Annotated in this window: 17 protein-coding genes and 1 pseudogene; 8 read left to right on the top strand and 10 right to left on the bottom strand. The window is 44.1% G+C overall.

Features of this window, described 5'->3' with window-relative positions; all coding sequences use genetic code 11:
* Positions 1-120 precede the first annotated feature (120 nt).
* The gene (locus tag KA717_06320; GenBank protein ID UXE62396.1) at positions 121-4,299 is read right to left on the bottom strand and encodes a hypothetical protein; all 4,179 of its coding nucleotides are present in this window, start codon (positions 4,297-4,299) and stop codon (positions 121-123) included.
* Positions 4,300-4,741: 442 nt separating this feature from the next.
* Between KA717_06320 and KA717_06325 the strand changes: the two genes are divergently transcribed.
* Together KA717_06325 and KA717_06330 are read left to right on the top strand one after the other, a co-directional pair.
* Positions 4,742-4,918 (top strand): hypothetical protein, encoded by a 177-nt coding sequence (locus KA717_06325; protein UXE62397.1) that lies wholly within the window; start codon positions 4,742-4,744, stop codon positions 4,916-4,918.
* 31 nt (positions 4,919-4,949) lie between these two features.
* Positions 4,950-5,117 carry a hypothetical protein gene (locus KA717_06330; GenBank protein ID UXE62398.1) on the top strand — a complete coding sequence of 56 codons (168 nt, stop codon included), beginning with the start codon at positions 4,950-4,952 and terminating at the stop codon, positions 5,115-5,117.
* A gap of 39 nt (positions 5,118-5,156) precedes the next feature.
* Here the strand turns inward: KA717_06330 and KA717_06335 are convergent, their stop codons facing one another.
* The 8 genes and pseudogenes from KA717_06335 to KA717_06370 form a co-directional block, all read right to left on the bottom strand.
* Positions 5,157-5,987 carry an Rpn family recombination-promoting nuclease/putative transposase gene (locus tag KA717_06335; protein UXE62399.1) on the bottom strand — a complete coding sequence of 277 codons (831 nt, stop codon included), beginning with the start codon at positions 5,985-5,987 and terminating at the stop codon, positions 5,157-5,159.
* 372 nt (positions 5,988-6,359) lie between these two features.
* Positions 6,360-8,372 (bottom strand): transketolase, encoded by a 2,013-nt coding sequence (gene tkt, locus KA717_06340; GenBank protein ID UXE62400.1) that lies wholly within the window; start codon positions 8,370-8,372, stop codon positions 6,360-6,362.
* A 100-nt stretch (positions 8,373-8,472) separates the two neighbouring features.
* Positions 8,473-9,723, bottom strand: coding sequence for a beta-ketoacyl-ACP synthase II (gene fabF, locus KA717_06345; protein UXE62401.1), 1,251 nt, complete (start codon positions 9,721-9,723; stop codon positions 8,473-8,475).
* 92 nt (positions 9,724-9,815) lie between these two features.
* Positions 9,816-10,070 carry an acyl carrier protein gene (locus tag KA717_06350; GenBank protein ID UXE62402.1) on the bottom strand — a complete coding sequence of 85 codons (255 nt, stop codon included), beginning with the start codon at positions 10,068-10,070 and terminating at the stop codon, positions 9,816-9,818.
* Between the two features lie 272 nt (positions 10,071-10,342).
* Complete coding sequence (gene sds, locus KA717_06355) at positions 10,343-11,314, bottom strand: solanesyl diphosphate synthase (GenBank protein ID UXE62403.1); 972 nt, start codon at positions 11,312-11,314, stop codon at positions 10,343-10,345.
* Positions 11,315-11,646: 332 nt separating this feature from the next.
* Positions 11,647-11,934, bottom strand: a pseudogene (locus KA717_06360) (single-stranded DNA-binding protein).
* Between the two features lie 94 nt (positions 11,935-12,028).
* A complete protein-coding gene (locus KA717_06365; GenBank protein UXE62404.1) occupies positions 12,029-14,557 on the bottom strand; it encodes a mannose-1-phosphate guanyltransferase in 2,529 nt (842 codons plus the stop codon).
* Between the two features lie 60 nt (positions 14,558-14,617).
* Positions 14,618-15,766, bottom strand: coding sequence for a SpoIID/LytB domain-containing protein (locus KA717_06370; GenBank protein UXE62405.1), 1,149 nt, complete (start codon positions 15,764-15,766; stop codon positions 14,618-14,620).
* 133 nt (positions 15,767-15,899) lie between these two features.
* Here KA717_06370 and KA717_06375 point away from each other — a divergent pair, with 133 nt between their 5' ends.
* The 5 genes from KA717_06375 to KA717_06395 all read left to right on the top strand — a co-directional run bounded on the left by KA717_06375 (position 15,900) and on the right by KA717_06395 (position 19,784).
* Complete coding sequence (locus tag KA717_06375) at positions 15,900-16,736, top strand: DUF1350 family protein (GenBank protein ID UXE62406.1); 837 nt, start codon at positions 15,900-15,902, stop codon at positions 16,734-16,736.
* Entirely contained in the window at positions 16,706-17,266 is a 561-nt protein-coding gene (locus KA717_06380; GenBank protein UXE62407.1) for a hypothetical protein, read from the top strand. Before KA717_06375 ends, KA717_06380 begins: the two co-directional genes overlap by 31 nt.
* Positions 17,267-17,393: 127 nt before the next feature.
* Positions 17,394-17,822: a hypothetical protein gene (locus tag KA717_06385; protein UXE62408.1), complete on the top strand. Its 429-nt coding sequence runs from the start codon at positions 17,394-17,396 to the stop codon at positions 17,820-17,822.
* 112 nt (positions 17,823-17,934) lie between these two features.
* Positions 17,935-18,702, top strand: coding sequence for a hypothetical protein (locus KA717_06390; protein ID UXE62409.1), 768 nt, complete (start codon positions 17,935-17,937; stop codon positions 18,700-18,702).
* 41 nt (positions 18,703-18,743) lie between these two features.
* Positions 18,744-19,784 (top strand): hypothetical protein, encoded by a 1,041-nt coding sequence (locus tag KA717_06395; protein UXE62410.1) that lies wholly within the window; start codon positions 18,744-18,746, stop codon positions 19,782-19,784.
* 14 nt (positions 19,785-19,798) lie between these two features.
* On the opposite strand, the gene KA717_06400 is transcribed toward KA717_06395, so the two are convergent.
* The gene (locus KA717_06400; GenBank protein UXE64569.1) at positions 19,799-21,304 is read right to left on the bottom strand and encodes an NAD(P)H-hydrate dehydratase; all 1,506 of its coding nucleotides are present in this window, start codon (positions 21,302-21,304) and stop codon (positions 19,799-19,801) included.
* Positions 21,305-21,392: 88 nt separating this feature from the next.
* Between KA717_06400 and KA717_06405 the strand changes: the two genes are divergently transcribed.
* Entirely contained in the window at positions 21,393-21,899 is a 507-nt protein-coding gene (locus tag KA717_06405) for a GNAT family N-acetyltransferase (GenBank protein UXE62411.1), read from the top strand.
* Positions 21,900-22,021 lie beyond the last annotated feature (122 nt).

The raw sequence follows: 22,021 nt of genomic DNA on the forward strand, positions 1-22,021 counted from the left end.
GGTTCTTAATTCGCCTACTATTTTTCTCCGTAAAGGTTTCAGCTTTTTTCAGCAAGCCCTATTTATCCATTGTTAATTGTCCATTATCCATTAAAAAAGCGATCGCCCCCTTATTTTGAGTTAACTAAAAGCAAAGGTTGTCCCTAAGAGATTGACATTGACATCAGTAGCAACAAAGCCAGACGTGGCACTGGTGGTTAACAGTAACGTTCCTGAACCAAAGCCAGTATTACCTGAGATGCCATCACCCACTTTAAATAGGGTATTCGTGCCAGAAACCTGGACATCAATCGCGGTTATGCCCGTGAATTTGAGCAGATCTCCACTTGCTCCACGCACAAAGTTGTAAACCGTATCAACACCATCACCACTGGCATAGTTAACTGTATCTTTAAACGTATCACTACCGAGAGAGAGAAGATCATTGCCGCCGCCCCCGGTCAGGATATCTGCACCGCCATAACCGTAAAGAACATTAACACCCGTATTACCAGTGAGGTTATCGCCTGCGGTATTGGAGCCTTGGATATTTTCAATTTGGGAAAGGGTATCGGTTCCCCCTTCGCCATCACTAGCGATTCCTGTGGCCAGGTTAGCCGTTACTGCTCCCGTCACCAAGTAATAGTAGGCAATATCGGTTCCATTGCCACCAATGAGGCTATCGTTACCTGTCCCACCAATTAAGAGGTCATTGCCATCACCACCGTTGAGGGTGTCATTACCGCCATAGCCATAGAGCGTATTATTATTGGCATCCCCAGTGAGATTATCGCCTGCGGTATTGGAGCCTTGGACATTTTCAATTTGGGAGAGGGTATCGGTTCCTCCTAAACCATCGCTGGCGATTCCCGTTACTAAATTGACTGTAACGCTGGCAGTGGAACTGTAATAGTCGGCAAAATCGTTGCCATTACCGCCAATCAGGCTATCATTGCCTGCACCGCCATTGAGGGTATCGTTACCATCGCTGCCATTGAGAGTGTTATTGGCACTATTGCCGATGAGGATGTTATTAGCAGCATTACCCGTACCATTAATAACGCTAGAACCCGTTAAGGTCAGGTTTTCGATGTTGGCTAGAGAAGCGATTGTATAGGTGACAGAGGATTGAATGGTGTCAATTCCTTCACCAGCATTTTCGGTAATGATATCGGTTGTGCTATCAACTTGATAAATGTCGTTCCCAAAACCACCAATCAGAGTATCTACTCCAGTACTGCCATTGAGGGTATTGCTGGCACTGTTGCCGGTGAGGATATTGTTACCGCTATTGCCTGTACCATTGATGGCATTGACTCCAATCAGAGTCAGGTTTTCGACTCCATTGGGCAGGGTACTGGTTAGTTCACTATACCAAGTATCGCTAATGGTTACTTCTCCGATATTATCATTAGTATTGGTACTCAATTTAGCGTTAACAGGGTTAGAAAGGTTGACAGTAAAGGCTTCAGAGCTTTCGTTAATGTTGTCGTTGAGGATGGGAATGCTAATTGTAACGAAAGTACTATTTGGGGCTAGAGTTAGGGTTCCACTCGTGGTAGTATAGTCACTGCCGGCGGTAGCGTTAATGGCGGTGGTGGTATAGTTAACGCTGACAGTTTGGCTGATGGGATTACTGAGGCTAACGGTTAGGAAAGCACTGGCATCTTTACCTTCGATAACGGTGATGTCATTGATGGCGAGAGTCGGAGAATCATTGTCGTTTTGGATAGTGCCTGTAGCGGTGGCAGTGGTGATGGTTGTGCCGTTGCTGGGGTTGGTCAGGGTGAGGCTAAAGGTTTCGTCGGGTTCAAAGGTGGTATCGCCACTGACGGGAACGCTAATGACCTGGGAGGTGATGTGGGTTCCAAAAGTGACGAGTCCAGAGGGTAAAACGCCGCCCCCAAAGTCTGCTGCATTAGCGGGGTTGGTGCCGGTGCCGGTGACTGCCCATTGGACGGTATCGGTGTTGGTGGTTTCGCCGGTGCGGGTGACAGTAAAGGTGAAGGCTGTGCTGCCTGAGTTGCCTTCGGGTTGGATGGCATTGGTGGCGGCGAGACTGAGGCTTGTGGCTGCACCCGTGAAGTTGCTGACATTGAGGATTTTTAAACCGCCATCATTATCCGCGACATAGGCATAGTTGCCCACTACCTGTACCCCCTGAGCGTAGCCAGTGGTGTCATAGGTTCCAGTGAGAGTGGGGGCGGCGGGGTTACTGATGTTGATGATTTGCAGCCCTGAATCAAGATCCGCAACATAGGCATAATTTCCCACCACCTCTACCCCAACAGCCCCGCCTGTAGTGTAATAGGAACCAATGAGGCTGGGGGCGGCGGGATTACTGATGTTGATTATTTGCAACCCGCCAGTATTCTCAGCGACATAGGCATAATTTCCCACCACCTCTACCCCAACAGCCCCGCCTGTAGTGTAATGGGAACCAGTGAGAGTGGGGGCGGCGGGATTACTGATGTTGATTATTTGCAACCCTGAATAATAATCGGCGACATAGGCATAATTGCCCACTACCTGTACCCCCAAAGCGTAGCCTGTAGTGTCATAGGTTCCAGCGAGACTGGGGGCGTCGGGGTTACTGATGTTGATGATTTGCAGCCCTGAATCCCAATCCGCAACATAGGCATAGTTGCCCACTACTTGTACCCCATAAGCGCCGCCTGTAGTGTCATAGGTTCCAGTGAGAGTGGGGGCGGTGGGGTTACTGATGTTGATGATTTGCAGCCCTGAATCCCAATCCGCAACATAGGCATAGTTGCCCACTACTTGTACTCCATAAGCGTAGTCAGTAGTGTCATAGGTTCCACTTAGACTGGGAGCGGCGGGGTTACTGATGTTGATGATTTGCAGCCCTGAAGAATTATCCGCGACATAGACATAATTTTCTACCACCTGTAACCCATAAGCGATGCCAGTGGTGTTATAAGTTCCACTGAGGCTGGGGGCGGCGGGATTACTGATGTTGATGATTTGCAGCCCCGAACCACCATCAGCGACATAGGCATAATTGCCCACTACCTGTACCCCCAAAGCGTAGCCTGTAGTGTCATAGGTTCCAGCGAGACTGGGGGCGTCGGGGTTACTGATGTTGATGATTTGCAGCCCTGAATCCCAATCCGCAACATAGGCATAGTTGCCCACTACTTGTACCCCAACAGCGCCGCCTGTAGTGTCATAGGTTCCAGTGAGAGTGGGGGCGGTGGGGTTACTGATGTTGATGATTTGCAGCCCCGAACCACCATCAGCGACATAGGCATAATTGCCCACTACCTGTACCCCCAAAGCGTAGCCTGTAGTGTCATAGGTTCCAGCGAGACTGGGGGCGTCGGGGTTACTGATGTTGATGATTTGCAGCCCTGAATCCCAATCCGCAACATAGGCATAATTTCCCACCACCTGTACCCCCCTAGCGTAGCCAGTGGTGTTATAGGTTCCACTGAGGCTGGGGGCGGCGGGATTACTGATGTTGATGATTTGCAGCCCCGAATACACATCCGCGACATAGGCATAATTTCCAACTATTTGTACTCCATTAGCCCAGTCAGTAGTGTCATAGGTTCCACTGAGGCTGGGGGCAGCGGGATTACTGATGTTGATAATTTTTAGCCCCGAATCACCATCCGCGACATAGGCATAATTTCCAACTATTTGTATATCATGGCCATCTGAAATATCATAATTACCTTTAAAAACAGGGTTACTGGGATTACTAATATCTATAATCTCTAGGGTATCTCCCACCGCATAGGCATAGTTGCCCACCACCGCCACTGCCAGGGCGTAACTCAACCGATCCCACACCCCCACCTGAGTAATAGACTGCTCCACCGCCACCGCCAGCCCATTAACCACGATCGCCGCCTGGTCATTTTCCCCCTTCATCCGACCCAACTCCGATCCACTCACCCCCCGCACGATCGCCGAAAACAACTCCCCCTCATCCCCTGCTGTATCGGTTTGATTAACCTGAGCATCCACAAAATGCCCAATCTCCTCTAAGATTACTGCCTCTAAAGCCGATTGACTGGCCGTGGCCACAAACTGATCCGACAAATAAATGCTATTCGTACTGCTACCATAGGCTCCCCGTGCCTTGCCCAAAATCTCATCGTCAATCACCTCGATAGTTGGCAACTGACTAAAATTCCCGTTTTGCCACTGGGAACGTAGCGACTGCGCCACCGCGATATTGTATGCCGTTCCAAAAATCGAGTCAAAATTCGTCCAAAAACTCTCTAATCCCGCGAAAGCCGTCAATTGTCGATAAACCGTCGTCAAACCCGTCGCTAATACAGAACTAACCATGACAGACTCACCCTACTCAAATATTGCTGCCTTCATTGTATCTATACCTAAATCAAAAATACTAGTCTTTTTACAAAACTTTATAAACCTGTGATCATCAACACCACCCAACGGTGATCCCGATTACATCTCAACCCCAAAAAAGCGATCACCCCCTTACCGATAAATATAAACAGCGATCGCCCCCTTACCGATATAGATAAACAGCGATCGCCTATTACCGATAAATATAAACAGCGATCGCCCCTTACCGATACAGTAGAATGTGATCGCCCCTTCCCTTATTAAGAAGAAAAGCGATCGCCCCTTCCTTATTAAGAAGAAAAGCGATCGCCCCTTACGGTGAAGACAAAAAAAGCGATCGTCCCTTACCGATACAGAAAAAAGCGATCGCCCCTTACCCGATGATAAAAAGCGATCGCCCCTTAACGATACAGATAAAATGCGATCGTCCCTTACTGTGAAGACAAAAAAGCGATCACCCCTTATCGATAAAAATAAAAAGCGATCACCTTTTACCGATAAAGACAAACAGCGATCGCCCCTTACAGTGAAGAAAAAAAGCGATCGTCCCTTACCGATAAAGACAAACAGCGATCGCCGTTCAGTGAATAGTTGATAGTGAATAGTTGATAATTATCCATTGTTAATTGTCCATTATCCATTCAAAAAACGCGATCGCCCCTTACTGTGAAGAAAAACAGCGATCGTCCTCTTACCGTGAAGATAAACCGCGATCACCTTTTACTGATAAAGACAAACAGCGATCGCCCCTTCCTTTCTTAACCAGAAAAAAGCGATCGCCACCTTACGGATAAAGAAAAACCGCGATCGCCGATAAATGATTATCTAAATTTTTAATTGTTCTGATTAGCTACAAACTGATTGACTAAAGCAACATCAATATCTAATTCCTCAGCAATTTCCGCGATCGATAACCCTAATTTTTTAAGTAGAGGGATTGTTTCAAGTTTGCCCTCAAGAAGACCTTCCTGACGACCTTCTTGACGACCTTTCTGAAGACCTTTCTGAAGACCTTCCTGAAGACCTTCCTGAAGACCTTCCTGAAGAATTTCCTGATAGAAAGCTGATTCTTTCATAATGTCACTCCTTAAAATCGTTTTAATCATTTCAGGTTCCATCACTAATCCTGCGAATACTGCCGTTGCAGCCATGAGATTAGCCCTCACCCCTTGCTTTTCTATTTTATCCAATCCCTTCGCAACCTCTCGTAACCGTGTTGTTGGCTCCTCACATTGGGTTAATATCGCTAGGGGCAATAAACCTGGACTTGTTAGAAATAAATCAGAAGACTGTTCCCAAAGACGAATGACTCGATAATGATGAGTTGTTGCTCCTAGTTGAAAGCTATCTTGATAAACCAAGGCCGATTTAGTTCGTTTCAGATAAATAACCACTTGGTGCATGGTTTTAAGCGGAAAACGACGATAAACCCTGACTCGATAATCTAACATCCGAAAACCCATTGTTTCATCAGGTTCGGTCTGAAATTCTAGGTGTAATACTAGGTCTTCCGATTGTTCCAATATTAGGGAATCAGCGCGAATCGGTTCTAAAGATAATTCTGTTGGACTCAGTTTGGTCAATTGAACAGGACGACCAAGCAACCAAGTCGCATAATCTTCGGAAAAGTTTTCGGCTAGGAATTTGCAGGCGTTGTCAAACATGGATAAATTTTAACATTTTCAGCGATCGCCCCTTACTTTGTAAAAAGAAAACAGTGATCGCCGTTCAGTGAATAGTTGATAGTGAATAGTTGATAATTATCCATTGTTAATTGTCCATTATCCATTAAAAAAGCGATCGCCTCTTACGGATAAAGAAAAACCGCGATCGCTTTCCAATAAATGCTCTTAGGCAAATGCTTAACAAGCTCAATCGCTGCTTCTTTAGTTTCAGTCCAAAAGTAAATCCCTTGACATACTCCTGTATGGTGGCTAAGGAAAAAGCGAAAATAATACAAGTCAATCTAAATTGCCAAAAAAGCTCCCTATTTCTAGAGAGCTTACCAAGCTTAAAAATTATCAACGCACATTCAATTAGCTTAATAAGGCTTTAGCTTTAGCCAGAACATTATCAGCACTAAAACCAAATTTCTCCATACAGGTTCCCCCAGGAGCCGAAGCACCAAACCGATCAATGCTGACCGTATCGCCTTCAGTCCCCACATACTTGTGCCAACCCATACTGCAACCCGCTTCAACAGATAAACGTTTGGTGACAGCTTTAGGAAAAACCGATTCTTTATAGGCAGCGTCTTGAGCTTCAAACAATTCCCAGGAAGGCATAGAAACCACACGGACTTTTTTACCTTCACCAGCTAATTTTTCAGCCGCCGCGACACAGAGACTAACTTCCGAACCTGTACCAACTAAGATTAAATCAGGCGTTCCCTCAGCATCCACTAGGGTATAGGCTCCCTTGGTCACACCTTCGATGGAGGCTCCCGCTAAATTAGGTACGTTTTGACGGGTGAAGGCTAAAAGCGTCGGTTTGTTGGCTTTAGCATTCTCGATCGCCACTTTATAAGCCCCAGAGGTTTCGGTACCATCCGCAGGACGAATAACAGTGAGGTTAGGAATGGCCCGTAAAGAAGCAATGGTTTCAATCGGTTGGTGAGTGGGGCCATCTTCCCCTTGACCGATAGAATCGTGGGTCATCACCCAAATCACACCCGCTTCCGACAGAGCCGATAAACGAATCGCCGCCCGCATATAGTCGGTGAAAATTAAGAAAGTTGCACCGTAGGGAATTAAGCCGGAAGCATGGAGTGCGATACCATTGCAAATGGCTCCCATTGCGTGTTCCCGTACCCCAAAGTGAACATTGCGGTTTTGGTATTGACCTTTTTGGAAGTCGCCCGAAATCTTAATTTCTGTCAGGTTAGAGTGAGTTAAATCAGCCGAACCACCAATTAATTCCGGTAAAACAGTGGCCAACTGATTGAGGCAAATCTCAGAATATTTACGGGTGGGTAGAGCTTTGTCTTCAGGGGTATAGGTGGTTAAAACACTTTCCCAACCGTCGGGTAAACCACCACTCAAATAACGCTCCAAGGTTGCTGCTTCGGTGGGATACTTGGTTTTGTACTGAGCAAAGGCTTGTTGCCATTCAGCGTCATAGCTGGCTCCCCGTTCAATGGCTTTGTGAGTATGATCCAAAACTTCCTGGGGAACGACAAAGGGTTCGTAATCCCAACCCAGATTTTTACGAGTGGCTTCCACTTCATCTAGTCCTAGAGCCGCACCGTGAACGCCAGCCGTCCCTGCTTTTTTAGGAGAACCAAAACCGATGGTGGTTGTAACCTTGATCATAGTGGGTTTGTCGGTGACAGCCTTGGCCTCTTCAATTGCCTGGGCGATCGCTGCTAAATCCGTATTGCCATCCTTAACATGAAGAACGTGCCAACCGTAGGACTCAAAACGCTGACTGACATCTTCGGTAAAAGCTACATCGGTGGAACCGTCAATGGAAATATGGTTATCATCATAAAGGGCAATTAATTTACCTAATCCCCAGTGACCGGCGATCGAAGCCGCTTCTCCCGAAATCCCTTCCATGTTGCAACCATCACCCAAAATGACGTAGGTGTAATGGTCAACAATTTGGGCATCGGCTTTGTTAAAGGTTGCCGCTAAATGAGCTTCAGCAAGCGCGAAACCAACTGCGTTGGCAATCCCTTGACCCAGGGGGCCAGTGGTAACTTCTACCCCAGGGGTTTCAAAATTTTCGGGGTGGCCGGGGGTTTTAGAACCCCATTGACGAAATTGTTTAATATCTTCAATAGAGACGCTATCATAACCCATTAAATAGAGCAGTGCGTACTGCAACATGGAACCATGACCTGCCGATAAAATAAAGCGATCGCGGTTAAACCATTTGGGGTTTTTAGGGTTAAAGCGCATGAACTGATTGAACAGCACATAGGCCATCGGAGCCGCACCCATCGGTAAGCCAGGGTGTCCAGAATTCGCTTTTTGCACCGCATCAACGGCTAAAAAACGGATAGAATTAATAGAAAGAGTATCTAGGGATTGAGCAGCAACGACCATAATGTTTAAACGGTTTTGGAGAATAAAATCAAAACAACAGTTAGCTTAAACCGATAGGGAAGGGCAAAGTTGAAACCATCTTCCCATGCTTCGGCTTGACTTAAGCATATTTCTTAAAGGCTAAGGTGACGTTATGGCCGCCAAACCCAAAGGAGTTAGATAGAGCTACATTGACGGTTAAGGCACGGCTTTGATGGGGAACATAGTCTAGATCACATTCAGGATCGGGATTTTCCAGGTTAATCGTGGGTGGAACTTTATCTTCGGCGATCGCCATCACCGTGGCCACTGCTTCGATCCCGCCTGAACCACCCAATAAATGGCCCGTCATCGACTTTGTGGAACTGACCACCAAATCATAGGCATGACTTCCTAAAGCCTTTTTAATGGCCCTGGTTTCTGTTACATCATTAGCAGGCGTACTCGTCCCGTGAGCATTAATATAACTGACCGCTTCAGGACTTAAACCTGCATCCTTGAGAGCCAAGGCGATCGCCCTGGTTGCTCCCCGACCATCAGGAACCGGAGCCGTAATATGATAAGCATCACAGGTCATGGCATAACCCACGATTTCCGCATAAATTCTCGCTCCACGAGCTAGGGCAGAATCCAGTTCTTCTAGGAATAAAATCCCCGATCCTTCTCCCATCACAAAACCATCACGGTCTTTATCAAAGGGACGACTAGCATGGGTCGGATCATCATTGCGAAACGAGAGAGCTTTAGCCGATGCAAATCCCGCAAATCCCAGGGGCGTAATGGCTGCTTCTGTACCACCACAAATCATCGCCTTGGCATAGCCATCTTGAATCAAACGAAACGCATCCCCAATCGCATTGGAACCGGCTGCACAAGCAGTCACCGTACAGTTGTTCGGCCCCTTCGCCCCCAGGTTGATCGCCGTCAAACCCGAAGCCATATTAGCGATCATCATCGGAATCATAAAAGGACTACAACGGCTGGGCCCCTTGTCCAGAAAAATCGTCTGTTGATCTTCCAATACCTTTAAACCACCAATTCCAGTACCAATCAGTACCCCGATCTCATCTGCATTGAGGTCATTAATAATGAGCTTGGCATCGGCAAGGGCTTGTTGGCTAGCACAAACCGCAAATTGAGAAAAACGATCCATCCGTTTCGCTTCTTTGCGATCTAAGTATTGAAGAGGGTCAAAATCCTTGACTTCCCCACCAAAACGACAAGCCTGATTACTGGCATCAAAGCGTGTAATCGGCCCAATACCATTAACTCCCTTCAACAACCCTTGCCAATAGTCTTCTAAGGTGTTGCCGATAGGAGTAATTGCTCCCAAACCAGTGACAACAACTCGTTTTTTTACTAAATTTGTCATGATCCTCGTTCGTATTGGGGCTTGCTAACCCAGAATGCAGATAGGAAAGAAGGTTACTTTAAGATGTGAGTCGGGTATAAAGTGAGGTCGCTTTATTTAGTGGCTGCGCCAGTGGCTTCGGCGATATGATCGACTGCTTTGCCAACTGTATCAATTTGTTCAGCAACTTCGTCAGGAATTTCAATATCAAATGCTTCTTCTAGAGCCATAACAAGCTCAACGGTATCCAGGGAATCGGCTCCCAGATCATTAGCGAAACTTGCCTCTGGGACTACTTTATCCGGATCCTCAATTTCGAGGTTTTCGATGACGAGAGCTTTTACTGTCTCAAAAATGTCTTGATTCATTAGAAATAGATTTAACCGCTAAAAACCCTGTAGCTGCTACAGTACAAGGAGGAAACAGGGCGGGGATTACTGCTCCCTAGTGCATTTGTTGCTGTAAGCAAACCCAATCAGATTGGAGGTTCCAATCCGAACAGAACCGGTGACACTGATGATGCGTCATGCTATGTGGGTCAACAACCAAAGCCAATTTTATCATAGAGAGGACACCCCGATTTGCTCCCTTGTTGAGCACAAATGTTTGTAAAGGGGGACTTGTTGCCAATTAATACAATTTAATACAATCTACTCAAAACATAATCCGTTAACGCTAGTAAGGAAGCTTTAGCTGCCGAGGGTTTGAGACAATCCAATTGCTTGCCAGCCAATTTAGCATGGTACGCTGCTAACTCCCGCGATCGCCAAATGCCGTCACTATCTTTAACCAAATTTAAGGCCATCTCAATATCTCCAACTTCACTAAATTCTCGCTCGATTAAGGTGTTTAAATAGGGTTTTTCCTCCATCGCATAGAGAGCCGGAGCCGTAATATTGCCACTAATGAGATCGGAACCGGCCGGTTTGCCTAAAATTTCTGTGGACGTTGTAAAGTCTAAAATATCATCGACAATCTGAAACGCTAATCCTAAATCTCGACCGTAATGATAGAGCGAATCGGCCATCTCTGAGGAAACCTCACTCAAAACCCCAGCGGCCTTAGCACTATTGGCAATCAGAGAAGCTGTTTTATAATAGCTTTTATCTAGATAGGCATCTAATGACAGATCGGTATCAAAACGATTAATACTTTGTAAAATTTCCCCCTCGGCAAAGTCACGGATCACCTCCGACAACAATTTGACCACCTCTAAGTTTTCCAGATTTGCTAAATACCAAGAGGATTGGGCAAAGAGAAAATCGCCTGCTAGTACTGCAATGCGGTTATCAAAAAGACTATTAACGGTTGGCACATTACGCCGGAGGGCTGCCTCATCCACCACGTCATCATGGACAAGACTGGCTGTATGAATCATCTCGGTAATTTCGGCTAGCCGTTGATGACGTGGGGTAAGCTCCTCCTTCAATAAGGTGGCATAGGAAACTAATAAGACGATCGCCGGACGAATACGTTTGCCCCCCGCCTCGAACAGATGTTCCGCCGCCGCTCCCAAAATAGGATGACGGGCACTAATAAGCCGCTTAAGATTATCCGTCAAGAGACGTAACTCAGGGTCAACGGGAGCGAACAGGGAGGTACTTGAGATCATCGGCGAGCCAAACCCGGCAGATTTAGTTACAAAAATTTACATATCCCTATAGTGTATTTCAGTTAATCCCCAAAACAAAAGGGAGATCATTTTCTGTTCCACCAGCTAACAGGCTGAATCTAGAAGGGTATGTCATCCAGATCGGTGTCACTGAGTACGGGGGCAGGGCTGATCGGACGAGTTAACTCCTCTCTCTTCGGCGCAGATTCGGTCTTGGCAGCCGACTTGTAGCTGTCTAAATCAATCACTTTTTTCTCGCCGGTATGACTCTTGAGCATAACGATCGGATTAGCTGCCTGACGATTTCCCTCTGCCGATTTTTCTAGGGGATGAACCCTGGAAACAATCAATTCTGCCCGTTTTTCCTTAAAGCCTTCGGGACGATCCACCATTTGCATACTCAAACGCCCTTCTAGAATCAGGCGATCGCCCTCTGAATAGGTTTGTTGAATTTCTGTCCCTAAATTCCCCCAGGCAACAACTTTTAAGGTATGAGGGGGATCTTCCGGTCGGCTACCTGGAAACTCGACTAACATTTGGGCGATCGGGGTTTGGTTTTCCTGGGTATAACGTAACTCAGGATTGCGAATAATCGTCGCCATTAAAATACAAGTGTTCATGTCAAAGGAGTCTCCTAACTCACTAAAATCAAAGGAAAATGATGAAAGAATTGGAATGCAGTATAAACATTTCAGTTGATATTAACTTAATTATTTATAAAAAACTGATCTCATCTCCTTGAACCTGGTCAATAAATTTTTGCACATCTAGACGATAGGCTTTTAAATGGTCATCTACCCAATTACGATCTTCGCTATTGGCATAAATATGAACGAGTGGCTCTCCTGCATCCGGTAAAATTAAAACCCAATTATCATTGTTCGGATGGATAATTTTAACCCCATCGATTAATTCTAAATGTTGATGGCGGTGGATTTCTACCAAATGCCGCATTAAAGCTCCTTTTATTTTCCAGGGACAACGAATCGTACAGGATTTGTGATAGACCCTGGGTAATTCGGAACGAACTTGAGCCAGGGATCGCCCTTGGAAAGTCAACATTTCTACCACCTTGGCAATACTGAACATGGCATCAAAGCCAGGATGCAGCCGAGGGAAAATAAAACCCATTTCGCCACTTCCTCCTAAAACGACATGATTATTGGCTTGGGAAGCCGCCATTAAAGCCGTCGGATTGGCCTTTGTCCGAATTACCTTACCATTATGACGACGGGCTAACTGTTCTACCGCACTGGAAGCTTGTACTGGCACCACCACCGTCCCCTTGGGATAGGCCGTCAGAATCATATTGACCATCAAGGCTGTTAGTAATTCGCCACGAATCGGCAACCCTGACTCATCCACCAAAATTAACTGTTCTCCATTAGCAGAAACTTGTACCCCTAGACTGGCTTTTAAGGCCTCTACCACCTGTCCTAATTGATGGAGAAGGGTTTCTCGCTCCTCATTGGTAACGGCGGTTTGTCGTAGGCTGGCATTTAAAACCACCGCATCGCAGCCGAATTTGGTTAAAAGAAGCGGTAAAATTGCTCCTGATACGCCATAGACGTAATCAATTACAATCTTCGAGCCACTGCTGCTTAAAACATCCACTTCTAGTAAGGTTTCAAAGGTATTACGATAGGTTTCCAATACCTGAGCCGGATAGGACATTTCCCCAATATCGGGAATACTGACCCGCCGTAAATCCTCTTTGAAATAAGCTCCTTCAATTTTCTTTTCTGTGGCTTTGGAAATATTGATGCCCTGGTTGTCCAAAAACTCAATCAATAGATATTCGGGGCGATCAGGATGAACCCGAACATGAATACCACCGACAACTTTTAGCTTGGGAATCATGGTGCGGGCAATGGGAATAGCCGTTGCTTCCAAGTTTTGAATATTAATACCGACCGACATTAGACCGGCAATCAAAGAGCGAGTGACCATGCGAGAGACATTGCGCTGATCACGGGAGACCATAATTTCCGCGCCCTGTTTCAGGGAAGATCCGTAGGCAGCCCCCAATTTCACCGCAAATTCTGGAGTCATGTCAATATTGACAATGCCTGACACCCCCCGTTGACCAAAGAGATTGCGGTGGGCCGTATTTCCCCAAATCAAATTAATGTTCAAAATGGCCCCGGATTCCACTCGCTTACTGGGCCAGACTTTAACGTTGGCACTGATTTGGGCCTCTTCTCCGATAATAGACATAGGGCCAATCACTGCCCCCTCTAGGATTTGAGTACGGCGTTCTACTCGACTGCCACGACCAATTACACAGGCCGCTAGAAAAGCTTCATCACCAATCATGGCTCCATTCCAAACAATGGCCCGTTTCAGATCGGCTCCCACTCCAATGGTGACGTTATCTCCTAGAACGGTTCCTGCTTCTAAGACGGCTCCTGGCCCAATGCGACAATCATTGCCAATTAGAACTGGCGGTTTAAGAAGGGCAGTGGGATCAATATAGGTATTCTCTCCCACCCAAATTCCCGGAGACTGTTGAGTATGGTCGAAATCCAGATTCACTTTGCCGTCTAAGGCATCATATTGGGCCTGTCGATAGGCATCTAAATGGCCAACGTCACACCAATAACCTTCGGCGATATAGCCATACATCGGTTCTTGCCTTTCTAGGAGTAGGGGAAACAGATCTTTTGAGAAGTCACTTTCTTCGTTGGCGGGTAAATATTCCAGCACTTCTGGCTCTAGGATATAGGTTCCCGTATTGACAGTATCTGAAAATATTTCACTGGTGGAAGGTTTTTCGAGAAAACGGCTAATTTTTTGGTTTTCGTCCGTAATGACAACTCCAAATTCCATGGGATTGGGAACTCTAGTCAAAATTAAAGTTGCTCTCGATCCTTTATCTCGATGAAAGGCGATCGCCGCCGACAGATCAAAATCGGTAATACTATCGCCACTGATTACCAAAAAAGTATCATCTAGCAGTTCCTCAATATTTTTAACGCAACCGGCGGTTCCTAAAGGTTGTTCATCTTCAACGGCATAATTCATTTGTACGCCAAAACCGCTACCGTCCTGAAAATAATCTCGGAGTGCATCAGGCAAATAATGGAGGGTCGCAATAATTTCGGTAATATTATGGCGTTTGAGCAGGTTAATGATATGTTCGGCAATGGGTCGGTTGAGAATCGGAACCATCGGTTTGGGTAAATCGCAGGTAAGAGGACGTAATCGCGTTCCAGACCCTCCAGCCATCAACACTGCACGCATACGTTCTCCTTTCTACTGGATTTTCTCCTTCAATTTAACATTTTCTTTTGCCGACGAGAATTAACGGTCTAATTGGGTAAGATTGGCATTTTGATAATAGTGGGCCAATATTTGGGTATAGGGTGTTCCCTGTTGGGCTAACCCATAGGCTCCCCACTGACTGAGTCCTAGCCCATGCCCTGAACCGCGACCTTCAATAATAAAGCTGCCACCACTTTCAGAGACCGTAAACAAGGTACTCTTGAGCTTTAGGACTTCTCTCATTTTAGTTCCCCTGATATTCTTTGTTCCCCTACTGCCCACCACTCGCATGGTGACGATTCGTCCCAAGGGAGTCGTTTGTTCAGGAATCATGGCCCGAACGGTTCCTACACCGCCAAGCAAACTACTCATTTCCCCGACACTAAAACCTTTATTCCACTGGAACACCGGCGCGCTTTGATCATAGTCCACCACCGCCCTGAGATAGGGTAGCGGAGAAGTCCAGACATCCTCCACATTTTCCGTGTGGCCACCGGAAGAGGCATGAAAAGCCGCGAGAATAACTTTGCCGTTATAGGTCATCACCTGCCCCTGGGTGGCATTCACCGCTTCAACGGTGCTCACATACTCATTTTCCATGCCCTTATAGACTTGGGTGGCAGTAGTTGTATCAAGGTCATAATACCGATTACTTTCAGCCGTACTTTTATAGATCGCAAAGGTACGAGCCGCCACAGCCTGGGATTTTAAGGCTTCCAGGGGCCAAGCGGGAACTGCTTCCGAACCGACAACACTATATAAATATTGTTCTAAATTGACCTGATTAACGGCGGTTACTCCCGAACCTTGACGAAGTAGCCGAGTTCTTCCTCGATACCAGCGATCGCCGATCCAGACAACCCCATCCCCACTCGGTTCAATGATAATTTGAGAAGCTGTCCAACCATTGAGGCTAACACCTCGACCATTGGTTCCAGCGATCGCCGGGACTAATTCACCTAAGCTTCCCAAGGTTTTTCCTCCCCCATCCTTGACCAGCGCGGGAGTAGAACTACCCACCTTAACAGAACTAACAGCCTTACGAATGGCAACGCGCAAGTCCATTGCCTGGGCTGATAGCACCGAAAAGAGGGTAAAAAAGATCGCTGCTCCTCCGAGGCGAGATAACAGTCTGACCCAAAAATTGAGATTCAGTTGGGACGAATTAATACTAGATTGATAGAACATAATAGTTTATTAATCCTCACACGCACTGCTCGATTTTAGCTCAAGTTAATCGGAGTGCAGGGATTAAATGCTTGGGAGTCGATTTTAGAATAGAGGAAGTGTAACATGATGTTAAGCAAAGGACTAATTTTCTATGGAATGGCAAGAACTATCGGGTAGTTGGGTATTAATCCCGCCCCAACCGATCGCCCTGATTCATTTTTTAGGGGGGGCTTTTGTGGGAACGGCTCCCCATGTTACCTATCGTTGGCTCTTGGGGGAATTAGCGAAACAGGGTTATGGCATCATTGCAACCCCTTTTTTAAATACCCTTGACCATACGGCGATCGCTCGTGGTGTGTTAAATCGCTTTGAAAATATTGTCGAAAGATTGCAGAATCGGGGCGTACTTTCAACGGGATATATTCCTATTTATGGCTTAGGTCATAGTATGGGCTGTAAACTCCATTTATTAATTGGCAGTCTCTATAGTGTGGAAAGAGCCGGCAATATTCTGATTTCTTTTAATAATTATCCTGTTAAACAAGCCATTCCCTTAGTCGAACAATTATCTCAACTAGAATTAGATAAAGTCTTTAAATCACTACAGGCCCAATTTGATTTTAAATCGGATATAAGTTTGGATTTTAACCTTGAATTTAGTCCCACACCGGCCGAAACAACGGACTTAATTAGCCAAAGTTATGCGGTGCGACGGAATTTATTAATTAAATTTAGCAATGACACGATTGATCAAACCTTAATATTACACCCCATCCTCGGCGATCGCTTTGCCAATTTGATTGCGTTTCGGACATTGCCAGGCAATCACCTTACTCCTCTTGGCCAAGAACTGCAATGGCAGGCGGGATCTGTTTTCACCCCCTGGGATGCGATCGGCCAATGGCTCAAAGATTCCCTCTCTCAGGATCTTCAGAAACTCAGTCAGGAAATTCTGCGTTGGCTCAATCCAACTGTTTTATCCTGGTAAGTAACTATGCTAATCTTAAAAAAATAAATTCTTATCATCAAGGAGCTTTAAATATGAATCGCAATGAGCTTTTTTCTGCAACAGTCTCTTTGATAGCTGCTAGTTTTTGTTTAGGAAACTCCTTGCCGGTTCAGGCCGAAACCTGTCAAGCCTTGATGCCAGTGGGGGGCAATAATACCACCGTTAGAAAAACCGTCAGTCAGCCCTCAATTCCCCTTTTTGGCCCCATTGGTTTAAATAATGATTGGAATACAGACTTTATCGTTGAATCTAATGCTAAGTATAAAAACTATAAAGTGATCCTCCTGCCAACCAGTAACGGGGAATATTCTATTCGGACGTATTTAAAGTATAGTGACAATACAGCAGATAATTTCTATGATCAAAAACCCAGTCTCACTGCCAATAAACCTCTCGTGATTACCGGATTTCCTCGTAGTCAACAACAACCCTATCAGGTCAATGTTTTTGTCGGTGACTTAGTTTCTTTGGGCAAAGGTTATCAAGTTACCGTTGAAGGGTGTCGTTAACCTGAGTAGAACTCTCAGCAAATATTTTGGTCAAGATAGATACCTGAGAGAGCATTTACAAAAATTAATTTTCGTATTCTTGAATTACCTGTATCTTGTAGAAAGACCATCACTCTCAAGAAAAGTTATGCCGACATTAGATAACCAAGATTCCCCTCCGACAGATAACCCATCAACACTGCAAAAACATCTTAAGGCGGGTGATTTTCTTACTGCTTTTTCCGAAGCTATGGATAGAGTTACCAATTTAGAGGTTGTAACGGTCATAGAGGAACCGAATAGCACTAATCTCAGAGACACAAAAGCCAGTATAAAAGCAAGCCAGATTGGTGACCCAGGTAAGGTTTTATATACTAAAATCAGCCTAGTTGATGGCGATATTGTTAATGTTTATGGTAGAGAATTTATTAATGAATCTGAATCTTCTCATCAATCCTTAATTCAGTTCCATAAAGAACAAGTGCAGAAGGGGGAGACAATAATCCAAAATAATATTGATACTCTCATAAAAATCATTAAGTACGCTATGACCCTCAAAGATAAAGATAAAGGATAACCCTTAAAGATAAAGTTAACCCGTAACTATTTATCTAAAACCTGATAGAGTACTAAGACATTGTTATTGAACAACAAGCTTTTTGCCTTTCCCTGAGTGGGGAATAAATTTTATGGCTGAACCATCTTTGGAGCAAACAAAAAAGAATATTCATGCTGCTTTTGATAGCTTGGTGGATGGGCTAAAAGATTCTGTCAAAGATATTTCAGCCTTAGAGGTAAATACAATGATTGTTTCCGACATTAGCGGTTTAAAATTTAAACCTCTATTAGCTTATGAAGCACTTTATCGTATTCCTCATAAAGACCTTCCTGATAATATTATTAAAGACTCCGATGATTATTATGATGATCTCTATAAAGGAAATCTTGAATATCCTAGCCTGAATGGAAGCAATACAAGAATTAGTTCTAAAGACTTGAATATTGCTCGTAAGAATCATTTAAAATTGCGAGAAAGACTGGGGGAAGCTGCTAAGTTAGCAACTAATAATCAAGATTATCAATTGCCTGATCCTGAAAGCGTAGAGGATAGGCTAGAACTTCACAACTTATTGGAAAATACACAATTTATTCGCTCTTTACGGAAACTGAATGAATTGCGATCCCTGGCAGAAAAACCAGAGGCTTCGGATTCTAGCAATGTTTTTGATAATATCTATGCACAAACAACAATTCAGCTAGATGGAGATATAGTTAATTGTTTTCACAAAAGACTTTTTGAATCAATGGAGGGTGATGATCGAGATTTCTTAATTAAAGTTCATCTAGATGCTGTTAATAGTGGTCAAAAGAACTGGCAATCTCTTCTCCATCTTATTTTTGATATGCTATCTCAAATCCCTAAGCTGATCAATCCTAATCGTTCTACAAATATTTGATCATTTTAATAATATAAAAGAATGAGTTTACAAAGTTACTCATGAGTACTAATGATGATGACTACTTAATAATTTCCTCTTTAGATTACCCTCTCTTGGAAATTGTTATTGGTTATGAGCTATCTGGTTGGAAAGGTTTGGGTGATTTTATTTTTGTAGTAAACCAAGAAAAGGCTGAAAAAATTTTTGCAATTCAGCATCGGCAAGTTAATATCCAGTTTCCACAATACTTAGACCGTTTAGTAATTCGTAATTTCGCAGTTTCATCTAGTTTAACTTTTATCACCTATTATCAATCTTCAGAAGATAATCAGTTACCTAATTATTACCAAGAAAAAGCAATTGCAGTAACTTCCCTGTCATTAGATGGTGATATTTTCCAGCAAATGATTAAGGATTGCTTACAGAACAAGGTATATCAGAAAGTGGTTTACGCACACTTGTGGTTAGTCCGTCAAACGATAAGCTCTTTTTACGCGAAAATATATAAACGTCTTCAACATATTGATCTCAGTTTATTTTTAGCATTTGGCAGTGCAAATAGTACAAACAGTATTCTTTCTGGCTTTGGCAATAATCCTGTAAATTGGCTCAGAAATTTTATAATTTCTTTATTGATCATGGTTTTAAGTCTTTTATTAATAAACTTAAGAAGACGTTATTTTGGAGAAAATTTCTCTGAATTTGGACAAAAAATATTTTCGACAGAACTCGATCAGGCGATCTTTATTTCTGGCATAGTAATCCCAAACATCGTGACAGAGAATAATTATCTAAAACCTTTACTGATGATTTTAGTCACTGTGTTTAGTCTATTAATGAGGTGGATAAAAGATCAGAAAATTTATCAACGATTGATCAGAATTGAGATTCTCCCCAACAGCTTTGCTAGTCTAATGCTGGAAATTATTTTAGAACTATTCTTGATTATGGTTATTTTTCTCAATTTACATTTTAATTCATTTTCAAATACAATAATTGTTGCTCAAGTATTATTAATTAATTTATTGATTTTTCGGTTCCGCGATCGCCTACCCTCTTTAATCACTCAATGGTTTTGGCGAAAAATCTTAAAAGGCTGAACAAATCCAAGAGTTTAAGATTCCGAAAATTGCTGAATAGCTGGGATTAAATACTGACTCAAGGTAAAGGCATCAACCCCTAATTCTGTGCGTTCCTTGACGGCTAAAATACCTGCCTGAGCGTGCCACCAAGCCGCCGTTGCTACCATTTGTGCTAGAGGATAATGGCAATCTAAAGATTGAGCTAATAACCCGCCCATCAAGCCAGTTAACACATCTCCACTTCCTCCCCTCGCTAAGGCTGGAGTACTTTCTGGAATTAACCAGGTTTGACCATCAGGAGCCGCGATCGCCGTTCTGGCCCCTTTCAATAAAATGATCCCTTGACTCGTTTTCGCCGCTTGTTGTACCGACTTAATCCGATCAGTATTTGGATTATTGAGATCAGGAAATAAACGTTTAAATTCTCCCAAATGGGGGGTTAAAATCGTTGGCTTTGAGCGGTGACTTAAAATTTTATTAACTCCTAATTGAGCTAAACTCGTTAAACCATCAGCATCAATAATGACAGGAATATCGGCTTTTAAAACCTTGCTAACTAAGGCTTGACATTCTAAGGTTAATCCCGGCCCAATGGCTATCAAACTATATTGAGAAAAATCTTCTATTAAACTGGGTAAATTGGCGATCGCGCCAGAGTTTGTTTCAGGACAATCAATAATTAAAGCTTCAGGAAGATGACTCACTAACAACGGTTTTAACTCGGCTGGAACCGCAATAGATAACATCCCAATACCACTGGCTCTAGCCCCTAAAGCGGCTAAAATAGCCCCCCCCGCATAGCGACGAGAACCACAAATTAACAGTAAATGACCCTGTTGATATTTATGGGCTAATAAAGGACGAGGTAACGGCAAACAGTCTAGGGCTAATGACTGGCTTAAAATTTTAGGAGTTATTTCATGGGCTAAACTTGCTTGTAAAAAATGAGCAGGAATGCCAAAATCTAAGCGTTCAACCTGTCCGAAATAGGGCAAAGCCGGATCTTGAAAATAAGCTAATTTCCAGAGTCCTAAACAGAAACTTTGGCTCGCAACAATAGCTGTACCCAGTACTTCTCCTGTATCCGTATGTAAACCGGAAGGAATGTCGATACTGGCGATCGGTAACTGCCATTGATTGACTTGGATAATAATTTCCGCGATATTATCGGTTAAAGCACGAGTTAGACCAAAGCCAAAAAGTCCATCAACGAGAAAATCACTCTTTTGCAACTGGCTTACGTCATCAACAAAGCTTATTCCTAAACTCTGGGCATACTGGGTATGGTTTTTTGTTAAGGCTTTGAGTTGATTAAAAGGACAATAGATTTGCACCTGATAACCCCCTAGCCACAATTCCCGCGCGATCACCAGAGCATCACCACCATTGTGGCCTGGCCCGACCAAAATACCGACTTGAGGATATAACAATACAGGATACAATTGTTGAAGACGATCGCTAATTAAGAGAGCCGCTTTTTCCATTAAGGCTGCAACGGGCATTCCCAGGGAAAAAAGGTATTCTTCCACCTGGCGCATCTGATCTGCGCTGACAATTATGTCTGCTAGTAATTGCTTCGGTTGCGATCGCTGTATATTCTTGGACAAAGTGTTTGACCGATTCACTATGATAAATTGTCTCCAAATCCGAGATGCCTTACCATCAGATTTAACACAAATTGTTGCCATCTATAATGCCAGTATTCCCAACTATTTGGCAACAGCAGACACCGAGCCGATTACAGTAGAAAGTCGGTTACAGTGGTTTGCGAACCATTCAGCGAGTACTTATCCACTCTGGATTATGGAAAATGAACAGCAACAAATGTTAGGTTGGCTAGGATTTCAAGCTTTTTATGGTCGTCCAGCCTATCGTAAAACGGCTGAGTTAAGTATCTATATCGATCCCGCATTTCAAGGCCAGGGATTGGGTAAACGATTATTAGCAGAAGCGATCGCCCAAAGTCCCCGATTGGGATTAAAAACCTTATTAGGATTTATTTTTGGCCATAATCAACCCAGTTTAAAACTTTTTTCTCAGTATCAATTTGAACAATGGGGATTTTTGCCATTAGTAGCTGATTTAGGAGAAAAAGAAAGGGATCTGGTAATTATGGGAAGACGGGTTAACTGATATTTTTGTCTTTATTTATTCCCTAAAATTTAATATCCTGTGAAACGGTACGATAGGGCTTTCGAGCTCGCGTCAGATGTAATCAACGAAAATTTTACAGCAAGGAGGGTTTTGAGAAACGG

The organism is Woronichinia naegeliana WA131, assembly GCA_025370055.1.
Classification (GTDB): Bacteria; Cyanobacteriota; Cyanobacteriia; order Cyanobacteriales; family Microcystaceae; genus Woronichinia; species Woronichinia naegeliana.